The sequence below is a fragment of the Gluconacetobacter liquefaciens genome, from assembly GCF_003350405.1.
Taxonomy (GTDB): Bacteria; Pseudomonadota; Alphaproteobacteria; order Acetobacterales; family Acetobacteraceae; genus Gluconacetobacter; species Gluconacetobacter liquefaciens.
The window spans coordinates 59,747-77,165 of record NZ_QQAW01000007.1 but is presented as its reverse complement, the minus strand read 5'-3'; the positions used below and the strand labels follow the sequence as shown (position 1 = coordinate 77,165).

Here is a 17,419-nt window from a genome sequence, read left to right as displayed (position 1 = left end):
AGGGCGATGGATTTCAGTACGCTTCCTCCCATGCGGCCATCAGGGTACGGGTGGCGCATCTTTTCCTCTTCTGCCGGAAAAGCGCCGCCATGGCTGGTGCTGATCACCCTCCTCTGCTGCATGGCCGGGCTGGCCCCGCGGGCCTGGGCGGCCCCCCCCCGCCGCCACTGGCCAATTACGTCATCGATCACTGGTCGACACGCGACGGCCTGCCGCAGAATTCGATCCGCGACATTGCGCAGACGCCGGATGGCCGGCTGTGGTTCGCCACCTGGGAAGGGCTGGCCTCCTACGACGGGATGGAGTTCACCGTCTATGACCGCGGCAGCCGCGTTCCGCTGCTTGATAACGGGATCGGCACCATCGTCACCGATCCGGCGGGTGATCTATGGTTCAGCGATTCCAGGGGCAATATCGGCCGGCGCGACGCCAACGGCGCATGGAGTCTGTGGCCACACCCCGCCAGTGCGCCCTCCATCATCGTCCAGTCCCTGCAGATCGACCCGACCGGCCGCCTGTGGTTGCTCTATGAGGGCAACGGTCTGGGAAGCATGACGGCCGATGGCGCCTTCCATTATGTCCGGCCGCCCCCGAAATCGCCGCTGCTGAATGTCTATCGCCGGATGGCGTTCGACAGCAGCGGGGCGCTCTGGCTGGGCACTTATGACGGTGTCATGGTCCAGGACGCCCACGGTCAGGTCCACACCGCCCCGGCCGGCTGGCACCTGCCGCGCGGGCTGGGCTGGCCTTATCGCGGGCCGGACGGCACGTTCTGGATCGTTGCCGGCAGCCGGATCTTCCGCATCGACGCGACCGGCGCCACCTTGCAATACGACCTGCACGACACCGGGCGGATCACGGCCCTGGTTCAGGACCGCCACGGCGCGCTGTGGGCGGGCACCGAGGATCACGGGCTGCTGCGTCTTTCCTCCGCCGGCATCGAACGTCTGCCCGATACCATGGCGCCAGCATCAGGGCGCATCCTCAGCCTGATGGAGGACAGTGAAGGCAGCCTGTGGATCGGCTCCAACGGCGGCCTGTACCGTCTGCGCGAAGCCCTGTTCAGCACCCTCACCCGGCAGGACGGCCTGCCGGACAATTTCGCCCGATCGGTTCTTGAAGATCGAGACGGCCGGCTATGGGTCGGCACGGATACCGGCCTGTCGCGTGAAGGCCCGGACGGCACGATGGCCATCGTGCCGCTGACCGCCGAGCACGATCACCAGCCGGCCGTCCTGAGCCTCGCGGAGGACAGAGATGGCAATCTGTGGATAGGCACCTATTCGGACGGACTGTACGAGCGCCTGCCGGACAACAGCTACCGCCATTTCGGCGCGGCGGAAGGGTTACCGGCCGGCAATATCCGGGCGATCAGCACCAGCGAAAACGGGGCAGTCTGGATCGGCACGCAGCACGGTGTCTTCCGCGTGGGCGACGGGCCACTACGCCCGCTCGACGGGGCCGGCGCCCCGCATGGCCTGATCACCGCATTGCGGGCGCAGGCGGATGATTTGTGGATCGGCACGCTCGACGGCGTGCGCCATCTGCATGACGCCTCCATACAGACGCTTCGTTTCACTGACCCACAGGGCGCGCACACGATCTTCGGCTTCACGCCCCTTGGCCGCGATATGTGGTTCGTCACCGACCGGGGCCTGTATCGCGACCGCGACGGCACGCTGGTGCATGTGGCGCGCGAGCAGGGACTGCCTGTCGATTCCATCTTTGCCATGTTGCCCGACCGGCAGGACCATGTCTGGCTGACGAGCAATCGCGGCATCATGCGCCTGGCCCGATCCGATATCGAAACCGTGGCCGACGGCCGGTCTCAGCATCTGGCCCCTCTACATTTCGATGAGGCCGACGGCCTGCTCAGCAGCCAGGCCAACGGCAGCGCGTCCCCGTCGGCGATCCTGCGCCAGAACGGCACGATCTGGATCGCCACCGCCATCGGCGTCGCGCATGCGGACCCGGCGCAGGTCCATGTCTTCGTCATGCGCCCTCCCCCGCCCTCGGTGGCGCTCGGCCTGCTTGATCTCGACGGCAATCCGCTGCCTCCGCCGGCCAACGGCGCGGCCATCCACATTCCCGCCGGCCATGGCCTGACGGTGCGCTACGCGGCACTGAGCTATCTGCTGCCCGACCGGATCATTTACCGAACCTGGCTGGAAGGCATGGACCCATCATGGACGGAGCAAGGCAACACGCGCAGCCTCCGGCTGGTCGGCCTGCCGCCGGGTGATTACACGCTGCGCGTTGCCGCCGCCCATCCCGGAGGCGCATGGTCCACCCACGACATGGCTTTGCCGATCGTCGTCGACCCGATGTGGTGGCAACGCCGGGGGATCTGGATCGGTGCCATCGCGGCGTTCAGCGTGCTGCTGGTCGGGATTTATCTGGGCATTGCCTATTCCTACCGGCGTCAGGCCCGCCTCCTGTCACACATCATCGCCGAGCGGACGGGCGAACTGACGCGAACGGCCGAACGGCTGCAAGCCGCAGACCAGGAAAAGACCCTTCTGCTGGAACGCCTGCGCCAGCAGGCCGATGTCGCGACGCGGCAGGCCAGGGAAGACCCGCTGACCGGCCTGCCGAACCGCCGAGCCTTCAACGAACAGCTTGCTGCGGCCCTGGAGGGGGTCATGGCGGGTCAACCCGATTTCTGCCTGGCCCTGATCGATGCCGACCATTTCAAACGCATCAACGACGAACACTCCCACGCGGCGGGGGACGAGGTGCTGCAAGGGATCGCGGACGTATTGCGGGCTTCCACCCGCACGCCGGACATCGTCGCCCGCATCGGAGGCGAGGAATTCGCGCTCCTGATGCCGGAAAGCACGCTGGAAGCGGGCGAGGCCGCGTGCAAGCGCCTGCGCGCGGCCTTCCATGCGAAACAGGACTGGGGCGGCACGCTCGCCCTGCGGGTGACCTTCAGCGCAGGCGTGGCGCGTTCCCACCGAGGCGAGCCAAGCGCTGCGCTGCTGCTGCAAAGGGCGGATACCGCGCTCTATCGGGCGAAGAATACCGGGCGGGACAGGATCTGCGTGGAAGCATGAGGGAGGGCTTGGAAAGCGTTTATATTGATGCCGTTCCAGTTCAGACGGCGCCCGGCCTTGTTCAGAAGGCCATTTTTGCGGGCTGATAAGGGGTCAATTATCAACGCCGATTCACACACTGGGCGCGGGAATGCCCGCTCGTCGGGTGACGTATCAACGGGCGCTTCTGGCTATCGTCAACGGTACGGACACGATCAGCACGACGCTGCATCCGCGGCTGGCTCGTAAAGGAGGCGGTAATGCGTCAGTGTTTTCCTTTGTCCGTCGCGCTGCTGGCGCTTGCCCCTGTGGTGGCCGTCGCCGCCACATCCGGCGTCCCCCAGACTGAAGTGCTCCCCCGACTTTTGGCCAGCGCGAACTGGAAACTTCCGGGTTCAAGGCTCCACCGGTAGATCCGCCGGGGAGCCGTTCAGCAGCGATATCGGGGGTTTGTTACCGATGGCGCTGTGTGGGTGGACCTCGTTGTAGTCCTGACGCCAAGCCTCCATTTTTGCCCGGGCGTCGTCAAGGCTCATGAACCAGTGCGTATTCAGACACTCGGCCCGGAATTTGCCGTTGAAGGACTCGATGAAGCTGTTGTCGGTCGGCTTGCCCGGGCGGGAAAAGTCGAGCACGCCCCCCCTTCTGATACGCCCATAGATCCAGATCCCGGCTGACAAACTCCGAGCCCTGGTCGACCCGGATGCTCCTGGGATAACCCATCTGGCCGCAGATCCGCTCCTGGGTCTGGACGACATCCTCGCCGCGATAACTGAACCGGGGATCGGTGGCCGGCGAGAAACGGGAGAAGGTGTCGATCACGGTCGGGATCCTGATCTTGCGGCCCGTCGCAAGCTGGTCGTGAACAAAATCCATCGCCCAACTGTCATTGGTGTGCGTCGCCGGACGACGGTTCACGAGTTCGCGCTTGCGCGCAGGCCTCAGAGCTTTTTTGACAGCACGCCCTGCAGCATCGCCTTGTCGAGCGACAGGTCCGCCACGACCCGTTTCAGCTTCGCGTTCTCATCTTCGAACTGCTCCAGCCGCTTCATCTCGGACGGCATCAGGCCCGCATATTTCTTCCGCCAGTTGTAGAACGCCGCATCCGAAATGCCTGCCTTCCGGCAGACCTCGGCGACAGCTGTGCCCCCTTCCGTCTGCTTCAATACAAACGCGATCTGCGCCTCGGTGAACTTCGATGCCTTCATGAAACTCTCCTCGTCCCGCTTACGGGATCATACGTGGAAAATTCCAACTCAAATTGGCCGGGTTTTCGGGGAGCACGTCAAGTGGCGGGCGATCCCGAAAGACCTCCCGCCGCGCAGCACGGTGAATTACTATTTTTGCCGCTGGCAGCATGACGGAACACTCGACCGTCTGCATCATGCGCTCTACGTCCTGTGTCCGGAGCAGGCGGACCGTGAGGCCAGTCCGACAGCGGAGATCATCGACAGCCAGAGCGTCAAGAGTGCCGAAAAAGGGCGCGGCGCATCGATCCGTCCGGTTTTGACGCCGGCAAGAGGATCAAGGGCAAGAAGCGGCATGTCCTCGCCGATACGCAGGGCCCGTTGATGGAGGCAACGGTCCACTCGGCCGATATCCAGGGTCGTGATGGCGGTGTCATGCTGATGGCGACATTGTTCGGACTGTATCCGTTCCTCCTTAAACTTTACGCCGACGCGGGCTATCAGGGGGCAAAGTTTCACCAGGGACTGGCTCAAGTCTGCCGTTCTGTGAATGTCGAGATCGTACGGCGCTGTGACGTCGGGAAATTCGTGGCATTGCCCAAGCGCTGGATCGTGGAGCGCACCATCGCCGGGTTGAACCGCTGCCGACGCCTGAGCAAGGATTGGGAGTGCCTCAATCGCAATGCACTCGCTTTCCTCCAATGGGCGTCAGTTCGATTGATGCTCAGAAAGATCTTGAATTAAAAACAATGATCTTGGACGGACACTTATACCGGACACCAGTCTATATTCGATGCCTGCCCGGCACGACGCTGTGCTGTAAGACGAACTTGCGTATTAGCTGCACCATATTGATTATAAGAATTTTTTCTTTGCACAATTTCGAAAAAGAATGCGCGGTCAATAGCCCGTGAGAAAATCTGAAAGAACTCGCCTCCCCCCGCGTCACGATCATATAGGATATTAGACGCGGCAAGACGGGCGACAAAGGCGCCATCCAGGTCGAAACGAGCCTGTAGATCGTCATAATAATTTCGGGCAATGGCCAGGATCGGCAATCCGGCCCGCTTCATGCGGATAGCACAGGCAAAAATATCATCGGTTCGCAATGCCAGATGCTGATAGCCCGAACCAAGAAAATGGCGCTCGAAGCGCGAAGCCAGCGTACGCGCCCCCAGCGCTCCATTCAATGTCAGGCGCAGGAATCCGTCTTTATTCTCAAGAGCCTGGCTCTGGACGACACCACCCGGATCGATCAGATCGACTTCCTGACATGCGTGCAGGTCGAACAAACTGCTCCAATATAAGACCCACGACAGAAACTCGTCATATCGGACGATTGCCGCGAGATGATCGAAATGGAGATCCCCCTTTGCAACGCCATCAGGGTGAGCCATCTCGAACTCCCTCTGCCATAGGCCGTCAAGCGCCTCATCGTCGAGAAAATAGACGAGACTGCCCCCGACGGCACGCGCAGCCGGAATGGCGTGCTGGGACAGATTGTCGGCAGGGTCCTCGATAATGGACATGCCAAGGGCCTGTGCCCTACGGGCCGCATCGACACGATTTGGCACACGTACACCGATCGCGCAGATGCCCTGCCCGTGCATCAGGCCGAAACTGCCGGCCAGGGAATGGCTTTCACGGTTCACCACGACATGCGTGTTCGCGCCTCCCTGCCACAGATCGACGGCGCGATGACGGTGGCGGCCCACCTTTCGCAAGCCAATGGCTTGCAGCATTCCCGCGATGACACCCTCGGCATCCTGCGCCGCGGAGAACTCCACGAACGTCAGTTCGGCGGGAGAGCGTGCGGGTAACGTGCCGCCTTTACCGAGCAGTCTGCTGGCATCGTCACGCAATGCGATCAGCGACCGGCGGCCATCAACGGCGATGGTCTTGGACAATCCAGCGCGAAACCGATCATTGAAGATTTCGAGCGAAAGCGGCCCCTGATAACCAATCTGCATGAGGGCGGCGACCCATTCCGTGACGGGCAACCCTCCCTGCAACGGCATGCATCGAAAATGCCGGCTCCATTGCAGCAGATCCATGTCCATGATAGGCGCATCGGCCATCTGCACCAGAAAAATTGATTGCGGGTCAATATTTTCCAACGACGAAACAGGAATCTTTCGCGAAAGCGAATGAAAACTATCCAGCACCATCCCGACCGATGGCAGCCCGACCTGCTGTACAATCTGCGCCACCACCCGGTGATCGTTAACGTAGCGCCCCCAGGCCAGGGCCTCATAGGCAATGCGCAGTCCCCGTGTCGCCGCCCGCTCACCCAATTCGTGAAAATCGGCGACGATCCTTGCATGATCGCCGCTCGCCGCTTCCAGAGTGCTGGAACAGACAAGGAGCAGGTCGGTGCCCATCGCTTGCATCAGATCGAATTTACGTTCCGCCCGGTCGAAGGCCCGGATACGCGCGTCGCCGGACAGTCCTTCGAAATCGCGGAAAGGCTGATAGACGACATTCCGTAAGCCCAGATCCATCATCAGCAGACGCAGATCGACGGCTGAGAGATCGGAGGCCACAAAATCGTTCTCGAAAATTTCCGCAGCCGTGAAGCCAGCATCGGCGATCGCTTCCAGTTTCTCGCGTAATGTGCCGCTGAGCGATACGGTCGCGATCGAATCCAGCATGTTTCTGATCCTCTTGCTTTCCGTCGGGACAGTCTTCACGATGTCGGCGTCGAATGCGGCGCCGGTGGACTCGAAGACCCATCGAGGCTGCCCAGCAGGTGTATCGTGGCCTGATGCACATGACGTGCAACTGCTTCCACACCGCATTCGGCCGTCATCCGGTCCATTGGTACCTCAAGGCTTATCGGAATGCCAACTGGCATTTTCTCGATCAGGGCCCGCAACGCGAGGGCCCCGTCACCGGGTGCCAGTCGCTCGGCCCGGGCCTCGAGAAGACGCTCCTGCAACGTGTCACCTCCCCGCGCCGGTCCGTCGCAGAGATGCAGAAAAGGGAGAACCGACGCATCCTGCCCATCGAGATCGGCAAGGCGACTCCCGGAGCGGTAGAAATGCAGGGCATCGACCAGCACCCCGCCATTGGCCGGCGCCCTGGCCCGGCGACGGATTTCCAGCGCATCGGCCAGACCTGGCACGACGGTCCAGGGAAAGAATTCCAGAACCACCCCCAGCCCGTATCCCGCCGCCAACGCGCACAAGGTGGCATAACGATCGGCCAGTCGCCCCAGATCCGGGTCATAGGGCGCCGCGATAATCCGCGACGCGCCCAATGCGGCACCGGCCGCACAGAAGGACTCCAGGGACGAGACATCCAGCCCCGGTTCTATTTTGACGAACTCGATATCGTGAACGCGCAGACCGGTTTCCCGCAGGGCGGACCGGGTTGCACGCATTGATGCCGGGTCGTCCATCAGCGGATAACCGGGACTGGTCGGCGTGACCCGGATCAGGCGCAACCCGACCGCCTGGAAGCCGGTTCGCGCCGCGACACGGATCATTTCCGGTGGCGATAATGTGATCGTCGTGAGATGCGCAAGAGCAAGATCACGGGCCATCAATCGAACTCTTTCAGCATCCGCTCGCGGTCGGGCACCAGTCCGGTGAACAGTTCGAACGCATCGGCCGCCTGGAAGACCGCCATCCCGATACCACTGACGGTCTGGCACCCCTTCACGCGGGCTGCCGCAAGCAGCTCCGTCTCGCGCGGGAAATAAATGACTTCAGAAAACCATTGCCTGGACTGGAGGAGGCTGGCGGAAAACGGCGTTCCAGGATGTGAGTCCATGCCGATCGGCGAGGTCTGAACGACTCCGCTGGCCTCGGCGATCACGTCCGCCACACAGGTCGCAACCGTGACCTGCGCCTCTGGAAAGAGGTTACCCAGCCTGTCCCCCAAGGCCGCCGCACGCTCCGTCGCGACATCGAAGAGGTCGAGACGCGCCGCCCCCATCGACAGCAGCGCATATGCGACGGCTGCGGCAGCACCTCCCGCGCCGACCTGTCCGACGCGCTGCAACGATGCGTCGGGCAGGGTCCGCCGGAAATTCGCCGCGTATCCCGACCAGTCGGTATTGTGTCCGATGCGCTTGCCGTCCCTGAAGACCACGGTGTTTACAGCACCGATCGCGCGCGCGGCGTCGGAGAGCGTGTCGAGCAACGGGATGACCGCCTGCTTGTAAGGGTGGGTCACATTCGTGCCGTTGAAACCGAAACGCTCCATCCACTCCAGAATGTCCGCAAGCGCACCGCCCCCCCCCTGCCATTCCGCCGTGTCGGCCAGCCGATAGACAAGCGGAATGCCGAGATTGCGCGCTTCGCGCTCATGCATCGCGGGGCTGCGCGATTTGGCGATCCCATCGCCGACAAGACCACAGAGCCAGCTCATCATACCCCCCTGCCAGCCGAACGCTGCAGAACCGACATCGCATAGACACAGCCTATGCAGATCAGCAGCGGGATGGCGTATATCTGAAAAATGATCGAAAGACGCACATGGTGTTGCAGCAGGCTTCCGCCGAGGAATGGGCCGATCACGGCGCCAACCCGGCCGACACCCATGGCCCAGCCCATACCGGTCGCCCGGACCTTGACCGGATACAGGCCGGCGGCAAGAGGATAATGGCCGTTGAAGCCGCCTTGCAGAAAGATGCCTATGACGAAAGCGACTGCCAGTACCTGCATCACCGACATCGTGATCGATCCGAAGATGCTCAACGCCACGGCAGCGATCAGAAGATAGAGCATGATCGTGCGATGCAGCGTCAGACGCATCGCTACGATGCCGATCGTCGCACAGCCGAAAAACGCACCGATATTATAGAGCGCACCGGCATAGATGCTGTCCGAAATGTCCAGACCAGCTTCGACGGCGAGTTTCGGAATCCAGCTGATGATGAAATACAGCGTCATGAAGCCGCAGACGATCGACGTCCAGAGCAGGAGCGTCCTGACCAAGCGCCCCTCGCGGAACAGGCCGCCTACACCGGCATTCGTCCGATCCAGAGGAGCCGGTTCGGGCAACGTTTCCGTTTCCGGCAACTGAAGACGGCGCTCGATGGCCCGGATACGTTGCAGGGCATTACGTGGCTGACGCTGGGCAAGAAATGCCATGGATTCCGGAAGAAAGAAGATTAACGGCAAAAGGGCGGAGGCCGAGAAAAGACCCGCACCGATCAGAAGAATATTCCAACTCCACGTATGGATCAGCGGCGCTACGATGAAGCCGGTGATGGTCGCGGCAATGGGATAACCACCCTGCAACATGGCTACGGCGAAATCGTGATGTTTGGGCGGCGCATATTCGGCAGCCAGCGTTGCGATCCCGGCCAGGGCAGCGCCGATGCCCGCCCCGACCCCCAGACGCAGGACCGCGAGTTCGACCAATGACGTCGCGTAGCCGCTGGCGATCATGCACACCGACATCAGCGCGACCGAGAAAATGATCAGCGGCCGTCGCCCTGTCTTGTCCGAGAGCGGCGCGATCAGCAGTCCGCCCAAGGCCATGCCCGCCAGGCCCGCGCTGAACACGATGCCAAGCTGCTCGGCACTGAGGCCGAGACTTTTGGACAATGTCGGTGCGACGTAGGAAATCATCAGCACATCGACGCCATCGACCATGTTCACGCCGAAACACAGCATGATGATGATTGCACGCATCACTGTCCAACCGGCAGGAGCGAGCTGCTCGGAGGCGTTCAGCAGCGGGGCATCGCGTACATCGTGATGCGGTAGAGGCGCGCCGGGGCGCGCTTCATAGGAAACGGAACCAGACATTGCGGACTCCATTGAAGATGCCGGCCATGTGAGCCACGCTCTTCACGTTTCTTGTTGTTGGAGTGAAAGTCCTGCGTAAAAACCGGTGTGGTACCCCGGGAAAGCAGCCTATAGCCGCTCGATGATGGCCGCGATACCCTGCCCGACCCCGATGCACATGGTCACGAGCGCCCGGCGGCCACCGCACTGTTCCAGCCCGTTGACGGCCGTCAGCGCCAACCGTGCGCCCGACATGCCAAGCGGATGCCCCAGCGCGATCGCACCGCCATGCGGATTGACCCGCTCGCAATCGTCGGGCAGCCCCAGCGCGCGCAGCACGGCCAGCGACTGGCTGGCAAAGGCCTCGTTCAGTTCGAACAGGTCGATCTCGTCGAGTGAAAGACCGGTTTTTTCCAATAGGCGACGGACGGCCGGGACCGGACCGATACCCATGACCGCCGGTTCGACTCCCGCCGTCGCCATGGCCACGACCCGTGCCCGCGGCGTCAGGCCGTGCCGCTTCGCACCTTCCGCGCTGGCCAGCAGCAGGCCGGCTGCGCCATCATTCACGCCGGAGGCATTGCCGGCGGTGACGGTGCCCCCTTCCCTACGGAACGGTGTTTTCAGCTTGGCCAGCCCTTCGGCGGTGGTCTCAGGGCGCGGATGTTCGTCCTCATGCACCGTGACCTCGGCGCGGCGTGTCCGAATGGTCAGCGGCGTGATCTCGCGTGCGAAATAACCCGCCTGCCGGGCGCGCTCGGCCTTCTGCTGCGAAGCCAGGGCGAAAACATCCTGATCCGCGCGAGAGATCGCGTAGCGTGCCGCCACGTTTTCGCCCGTCTCCGGCATGGAATCGCAGCCCCATGCCTCGCGCAGGGCGGGGTTGACGAAGCGCCAGCCGATGGTGGTGTCATAGATCGCGGCATCGCGGGAAAAGGCCTCTGTCGCCTTGCCCATGACGAAGGGCGCGCGCGACATGCTCTCGACCCCACCGGCCAGCATCAGGTCGGCCTCGCCGCTGCGGATCGCACGGGCCGCCTGGCCCACCGCATCGAGGCCCGAACCGCAGAGCCGGTTGATGGTGGTACCCGGCGTGCCGACCGGGAAACCCGCCAGCAGGACGGCCATGCGCGCGACGTTCCGGTTGTCCTCGCCGGCCTGGTTGGCGCACCCTATGATGCAATCGTCGAGCGCGTCCCAATCGACCGATGCGTTCCGCTCGCGCAGCACACGCAGGGGATGGGCCGCCAGATCGTCGGCCCGGACGTCACGCAGCGCGCCGGCATAGCGCCCGATGGGGCTACGTGTGAAATCGCAGATATAGGCGTCACGCATATTCCGGCACCTCGAACTGCAATTCGACCCCGGTTTGGGCCTGAAGGGCCTCGCGGCTCAGGCCCGGGATCATCTCCGTTACGACGAAACGGCCATGCCGCACGTCGATAACGGCGAGATTGGTGTAGATGCGCGTGACGACCCCCGGAGCCGTCAGCGGATAGGTACAGCGTTCCACCAGCTTCGGTGCGCCCTCACGTGTCGTATGTTCGGTTGCCACCCACACGCGGGGGGTGCCCACCGCCAGATCCATCGCCCCGCCGACGGCTGGCGCGCTGTCTTCGGCTGAGGTCGCCCAGTTGGCGAGATCACCGTTGGCGGCGACCTCGAACGCCCCCAACACGCAGAGATCGAGATGGCCGCCTCGGATCATCGCGAAACTGTCGGCGTGGTGAAAGAAGCTACCGCCGGCATTCAGCGTCACATGCTGCTTGCCCGCGTTGATCAGCCAGGGGTCGACCGCCTCCGGCGCCGGAGCCGGACCGAACCCCAGGATTCCATTCTCGCTATGCAGAATGACCTCCCGCCCCGCCGGGATCGCATCGGCGATCAACGTTGGGATGCCGATGCCCAGATTGACGTACCAACCCTCGGGAATGTCACGGGCGATGCGCGCGGCCAGGTCCCTGCGGGACAGCGGTTTGCAGATGCTCATGGTCATGCGCCTCCTTCCGCGCCGGCCGCGACCTTTGCGGCCTCGGGCACGACGACGATCCGATCGACAAAGATCCCCGGCGTCACAATCATTTCGGGGTCGAGGGCGCCGACGGCGACCATGCCGCAGCTCTGGACCACGGTCATACGCGCGGCCATCGCCATCACGGCATTGAAGTTGCGTCCGCTCTCGCGGTAGGTGCAGTTGCCCATCCGGTCCGTCCGCCAGGCTTCCACCAGCGCCACGTCGGCATGCAGCGCATGTTCCAGCACATAAGTCCGGCCATCGAACGTCCGGGTTTCCTTGCCCTGCGCCAGCAGGGTTCCCACCGTCGTGGCCGTGTAAAAGCCCGGGATACCGGCTCCAGCGGCCCGGATGCGCTCGGCCAGCGTGCCTTGGGGAACGATTTCGAGTTCCAGCTTGCCTGCACGAAACAGCTCTTCGAACACGACCGATCCGGCGGAACGCGGGAAGGAACATATGATCTTTCTGACCCGCCCAGCCTCCATCAGCCTGGCTAGGCCCACCCGGCCCGCCCCGGCATTGTTGGCGATGATGGTCAGGTCGCGCGCGCCCTGTTCGATCAGCCCCTCGATCAACGCATCCGGCTGACCGACGGAGCCGAAGCCCCCCACCATCACCACCGCCCCGTCACCGATGCCGGACAGAGCGTCCGCGATATCGCGGACTTCCTTGTTGATCATCGTTCCCGTGCCCTCTTCCGCGTGGCTCTTGCCCATTGTGCGCTATACGAACTTTTGGGCGTTATATGAACATTATTCAGTCCTAACCGAACCTGCGAGCAAGAGCAGATACGCCATCTCCCGATCATGTGATCCTGTGCGACCCTTCATGGGACAGGAAAAATTCCAGCATAAGCCGCTGAACAACCTCATACATCTGCGTTCCTGTCGCGGTGCTGCATCCCTTCTGTCTGGCCGCGGCAATCAGGGGGGTCAGGGCAGGTTGGGTGACGACATCACCGACCACCATGTCTGCACGTAATCCATCCACCCGCACCGGATACGGGTCGTCGGGCCGCATGCCGGCGGGACTGGCATTGCAGATCATCGCGCATCCTTCCGGGTCCGCCGATGCGCGATGGACACGGGCCCGTGCCGCCAATCCCCCTTGGGTGAGACGATCGATCAACCGCATCACGCGCCCCTCATCGGAGTCGCAGATACCCAGATCGGCAATGCCGGCTTCCAGCAACGCGCAGGCGATGGCGCTTCCGGCACCGCCTGCACCGATCAGCAGCGCGGAGGCCCCTGCGGGTTCGGCCCCGGCGTTGCGCTGCGCCTGCAGGAAGGCCTCACCGTCAAGCATGTCACCATGCCATCCGCCACCCTGCGCGCGCTGTGCCACGTTGGCAGCACCGAGAATACGGCTGCGCCGGCTCAGGCTCCGGCAAATCTCCGCTGTCGCGAATTTATGCGGAATAGTGGCGATGAATCCCCCTACATTCCGCATGGACAGCAACGCCCCCGTAAAGCCGGCGAAATCGTCAGGGACGACATGAGCCGGAATGCAGATCGCATTCGCGCCGCGTGCCTGAAATGCCTCCGTCATGCCCGCAGGTGATTTCACCTGAACGATCGGATCGCCAATGATAGGATAAATGTTGGTTGTGCCGTCGATGTTCCAGACCATTGCCTTTCGCCTTCCTTAGTGACCGGTGGGCCGCATCCTAAAAAATGGATTCGTTTTCCACACTTGAATCATTAATCGGAAAATGTTTCCATTAATAGCGTCACGACGATCAGGTGCATCCTGAAGACCGGGCGAAGAGGCAGATGGATGATCCAGCATGCATGCGGTGTCAGAGTTGCATCCAGACGACACGCGCCCCGCCGCCGAAACGGCGCATTGCGACGTTCTGGTCGCGGGATCGGGTGCAGCCGGTCTGATGGCCGCACTGACAGCGGCCCATGCCGGCTTGTCGGTCATCGTGGCGGAGAAAGCCGCTCGGATCGGCGGCACTTCGGCACGATCGGGTGGATGGCTGTGGATTCCCGGCAATCCACAAAGTCGACGCGCAGGCCATGGCGGCACATCGGAGGAATGGCACGCATATCTGCGAGACGTGCTGGGTACGCTCTATCACGCTCCCGGCGTATCAGATCGCCTGGAGCGGTATCTGGACCAGGCCCCGGCCATGCTCGATTTCCTGGAACAGGAGACTGGCGTGTGTTTCGAGCCTGGCAGCCAGTCGCCCGATTTCCATGGCGAATCCCCTTGGGCCGCCGCCGGATGGCGCTCCGTCGTGGCCAGTCCGTTCGATGGCCGGCAACTCGGCCCATTCCGCCACCAGATCGCCGATCCGATTCCCGAGATGACTCTTCTGGGCCTGGATCTTTCACCTGGGCGCGATCTGAATGCCTTTCTCGCGGCCACCCGGTCGCTCCCAGCACTGGTCTATAGCCTCAGGCGTCTTCTGCAGTTTGGCCTGGATATCGTTCTTCATGGCCGCTCCACGCAGTATCGCAACGGCCATGCCCTGGTCGCCGCGCTGGCGGCAGAATGCCGAAAGCGCGGGGTGCGTTTCATGTGCTCGTCCCCGCTGCGGACGCTTGTCCGTGACGGGTCGCGGATTGCCGGCGGCATGGTTCAGGGTGCGTCCGGCGCTATCGCGATCACGGCCCGCCATGCCGTCATTCTGGCCACAGGGGGGTTTCCGCACGATCCACAGCGCCAGGGCGCACTGTTCGCGCACGTTCGCGCCGGCACCGCCCATTGCTCCGCGGCCGCGCCGACCTGCACGGGAGACGGCCTGACATTGGGCGAAACCATGGGAGGGATCGTCGATACGTCGCTGGCCGAACCGGCGGCCTGGGCGCCGGTCTCGCGCGTCCCAGGCCGCGACGGCCACATGCGCCCATTTCCCCATCTGCTCGAACGGGCCAAGCCAGGCGTGATCGCCGTCGCGCACGATGGACGGCGTTTCGTCAATGAAGCGTTGCCCTATCACGATGTCATGCGCGCGCTATTCGCGGTCACAGGTCCAGGCGCACCGTGCGAGGCCTGGCTGGTCTGCGACCACCCTTTCATCGCCCGCTACGGGTTGGGGGCGGTCAAACCCTTTCCCTTTCCGCGCGGTGGCTGGCTCCGAAACGGCTATCTGAAGCGCGGCCGGACATTGGACGCGCTGGCATGTGCCTGCGGTATCGACGCAACGGGCCTGGTCGAGACTGTCAAGCGCTACAACGACGATGCCGCGCGTGGTTGCGATACCCTTTTTCACCGTGGCAGCACCCCCTATCAACGCGCGCTGGGTGACGCCATGCACCGGCCCAATCCATGCGTGGCGCCCATCGGGCGTGCGCCCTTTTACGCCGTGCGGATTGTACCCGGCAGCCTCGGCACCTTCGCCGGTCTGAAAACCGGGCCTTCAGCCGAGATACTGGATACCGACGGCCGGCCCGTTCCCGGCCTGTATGCCGTCGGCAATGACATGGCCGGCATCATGCGCGGTGCCTATCCCTCGGGCGGCATCACGCTCGGCCCGGCCATGACGTTCGGCTGGCTGGCTGCCCGGCGGATCGCCGCCCTTGCCGACCATACGGATACACCATCCACCACGAAGGAAACTCGTCATGAAACTCTTTGAACTGATCACGCTGACCTTGCAGACGGCGACCACCGGCAGGGCCTTGCCCGCGCTGGAACAGGCGCTGACGGATCGTGCGCAGACGGCCACTTTTCTTGGGTGCTGGACGACCGAGATCGGCGCCCTCAATCAGGTGATCATATTGCGCAGTCACGCAGATGCGGAGGCGCTGCTGACTGCCCGCCAGGCAATGCTTGATGCACCCTCGCCGTTCGGCTGCGGCGAATGGCTGGTCCGGATGGAAACCGAGACTTTCGCCTCATTCCCCTTCATGCCCGAAATCCTGGCCGGCTCCTATGGTCCGATCTATGAACTGCGCAGCTACAGACTGAAACCGGGCGGCCTGCAACCGACCCTCGCTAAATGGCAAGCCGCCATTCCCGGCCGTATCGCCTTTTCACCGCTGACAGCCGCATTGTATGCGCTGGATGGCGAACCCCGCATCACGCATCTCTGGCCTTATGAAAGCCTGGACGCCCGTAATACCCAGAGAGCGGAGTCCGTCCGTGCTGGCGCGTGGCCGCCGAAAGGTGGACCGGACTGGTTGCTGCCCGACATGCGGGCCACGATCATACTGCCCACCTCCTTCTCTCCCCTTCAGTAGAAGACCGCGCACCGCCGGGCTTTCCGTTCAGGAAGGCCCGGCTACAGGACACCGCAATCCGCATACTGGAAAAGGCTATCCGTTTTTCTCCGCTGCCATCTCGGCCAGGATTTCCTTGGCGCATCGTATCGCACCATTGGCTTTCGGTATCCCGGCATAGACGGCGACATGCAGCAGAAGCTCGGCAATATCCTCATCCGAGCAGCCGGTATTGCGTGAGGCCCTTACGTGAAGCGCAAACTCCTCTTCGCACCCCAGGCCCGCGAGCAGGGCCAGGGTGACGATCGAGCGGGTCCTGCGGTCGAACTGCGGGCGGGACCACACCTGCCCCCAGGCGGTGCGCGTGATGAATGTCTGGAAATATCTGTCGAAAGCGGTGATCCGGGTGGTAGAGCGTTCGACATGGGCGGTGCCCAGTACCGCGCGCCTCACACCCATCCCCACCGCATACAAATCAGGCGCCATTTCGTCGTCACCCGTCGGCACGAGGAAATCCACCAGCACCTGGGCGACGGCATCGGGACGCTCGACGGTGGGGATATGCGATGCATGCGACAGAACCACCAGACGGGCAGATGGCAATGCCTCCGCCAGCGTCCGCGCGGTGGCGACAGGTGTGGACGGGTCGTCCTCCCCCACCACGACCAGCGCGGGCAGCGTGATGGCGTGAAGACGCGCGCTCAGGTCACACACCGCCAGGGCTTCGCACGCCGCAGCATATCCTTCGGGGTCGGTTCGCAGAAAGATCTGGCGCAGGCCCCGTGCCGCGGGGGTTTCCAATCCGGCCGGCGTGATCCAGCGCGCCATGACCGCATCGGCCATCCCGGCCAGTCCCGACGCCCGCACCGTCGTCGCCCGCTCGCGCCACGAGGCCTCGGTCGGAAAGACCGGTGCGGTGTCGATCAGGGCCACGGATAGCAGGCGATCCGGAGCGTGCAGCGTCATGGCCTGGGCGATCAGGCCGCCGATCGAAACGCCGGCAACATGCGCGGTCCCGACACCCAGAACATCGAGAACCGCCAGGGCATCCGCAGCCAGTCCCTCGATCGTGTAAGGCCCTGGCGTCACGCCGGTCAGCCCGTGCCCGCGCATATCCGGACGAATCACCCGGAAATGGCGGGACAGGGCCTCCGTCATGCCATCCCAGATGTCCGATGACGTGCCGAGCGAATGCAGCAACAGCAGCGCGGGCGCCCCCGGCGGCCCATCCAGGCGGACATGCACGTTCAGATCGGGCAGTGTGACGAACATC

At 63.3% G+C, this 17,419-nt stretch carries 12 protein-coding genes and 2 pseudogenes; 4 read left to right on the top strand and 10 right to left on the bottom strand.

All coding sequences use genetic code 11. The features are described 5' to 3' along the window. Positions 1-89: 89 nt before the first annotated feature. Positions 90-3,056 carry a ligand-binding sensor domain-containing diguanylate cyclase gene (locus C7453_RS12840; RefSeq protein WP_114727947.1) on the top strand — a complete coding sequence of 989 codons (2,967 nt, stop codon included), beginning with the start codon at positions 90-92 and terminating at the stop codon, positions 3,054-3,056. A gap of 374 nt (positions 3,057-3,430) precedes the next feature. Here the strand turns inward: C7453_RS12840 and C7453_RS12835 are convergent. Next, positions 3,431-4,243 (bottom strand): annotated as a pseudogene (locus C7453_RS12835) (integrase core domain-containing protein). Positions 4,244-4,322: 79 nt separating this feature from the next. Between C7453_RS12835 and C7453_RS12825 the strand changes: the two are divergent. Beyond that, positions 4,323-4,966 (top strand): annotated as a pseudogene (locus tag C7453_RS12825) (IS5 family transposase); the annotation flags it as partial. 23 nt (positions 4,967-4,989) lie between these two features. Here C7453_RS12825 and C7453_RS12820 read toward each other — a convergent pair. The 8 genes from C7453_RS12820 to C7453_RS12785 form a co-directional block, all read right to left on the bottom strand. Next, positions 4,990-6,873, bottom strand: a complete 1,884-nt coding sequence (locus tag C7453_RS12820) for a bifunctional sugar phosphate isomerase/epimerase/4-hydroxyphenylpyruvate dioxygenase family protein (RefSeq protein WP_114727944.1) — start codon at positions 6,871-6,873, stop codon at positions 4,990-4,992. Positions 6,874-6,908: 35 nt separating this feature from the next. Continuing rightward, a complete protein-coding gene (locus C7453_RS12815; RefSeq protein WP_114727943.1) occupies positions 6,909-7,766 on the bottom strand; it encodes a sugar phosphate isomerase/epimerase family protein in 858 nt (285 codons plus the stop codon). Further along, positions 7,766-8,599: a shikimate dehydrogenase gene (locus C7453_RS12810; protein ID WP_114727942.1), complete on the bottom strand. Its 834-nt coding sequence runs from the start codon at positions 8,597-8,599 to the stop codon at positions 7,766-7,768. The genes C7453_RS12815 and C7453_RS12810 overlap by 1 nt, the downstream gene beginning before the upstream one ends. Beyond that, positions 8,596-9,984 carry an MFS transporter gene (locus tag C7453_RS12805; RefSeq protein WP_114727941.1) on the bottom strand — a complete coding sequence of 463 codons (1,389 nt, stop codon included), beginning with the start codon at positions 9,982-9,984 and terminating at the stop codon, positions 8,596-8,598. Before C7453_RS12805 ends, C7453_RS12810 begins: the two co-directional genes overlap by 4 nt. Before the next feature lie 108 nt (positions 9,985-10,092). After that, positions 10,093-11,298: a 3-oxoadipyl-CoA thiolase gene (pcaF, locus tag C7453_RS12800; protein ID WP_114727940.1), complete on the bottom strand. Its 1,206-nt coding sequence runs from the start codon at positions 11,296-11,298 to the stop codon at positions 10,093-10,095. Next, positions 11,291-11,953, bottom strand: a complete 663-nt coding sequence (locus C7453_RS12795) for a 3-oxoacid CoA-transferase subunit B (RefSeq protein ID WP_211311062.1) — start codon at positions 11,951-11,953, stop codon at positions 11,291-11,293. Before C7453_RS12795 ends, pcaF begins: the two co-directional genes overlap by 8 nt. 2 nt (positions 11,954-11,955) lie before the next feature. Next, positions 11,956-12,657: a 3-oxoacid CoA-transferase subunit A gene (locus tag C7453_RS12790; RefSeq protein WP_114727938.1), complete on the bottom strand. Its 702-nt coding sequence runs from the start codon at positions 12,655-12,657 to the stop codon at positions 11,956-11,958. Positions 12,658-12,781: 124 nt separating this feature from the next. Next, positions 12,782-13,606: a shikimate dehydrogenase family protein gene (locus C7453_RS12785; protein ID WP_114727937.1), complete on the bottom strand. Its 825-nt coding sequence runs from the start codon at positions 13,604-13,606 to the stop codon at positions 12,782-12,784. Positions 13,607-13,763: 157 nt separating this feature from the next. Here C7453_RS12785 and C7453_RS12780 point away from each other — a divergent pair, with 157 nt between their 5' ends. Continuing rightward, a complete protein-coding gene (locus tag C7453_RS12780) occupies positions 13,764-15,563 on the top strand; it encodes an FAD-dependent oxidoreductase (protein ID WP_114727936.1) in 1,800 nt (599 codons plus the stop codon). Next, on the top strand, positions 15,550-16,167 hold the full coding sequence (locus C7453_RS12775; RefSeq protein WP_114727935.1) for an NIPSNAP family protein: 618 nt from the start codon (positions 15,550-15,552) through the stop codon (positions 16,165-16,167). The genes C7453_RS12780 and C7453_RS12775 overlap by 14 nt, the downstream gene beginning before the upstream one ends. Before the next feature lie 75 nt (positions 16,168-16,242). Here C7453_RS12775 and pcaDC read toward each other — a convergent pair whose 3' ends face one another. Beyond that, entirely contained in the window at positions 16,243-17,418 is a 1,176-nt protein-coding gene (gene pcaDC / locus C7453_RS12770; RefSeq protein ID WP_114727934.1) for a bifunctional 3-oxoadipate enol-lactonase/4-carboxymuconolactone decarboxylase PcaDC, read from the bottom strand. Between the last annotated feature and the right edge of the window lies 1 nt (position 17,419).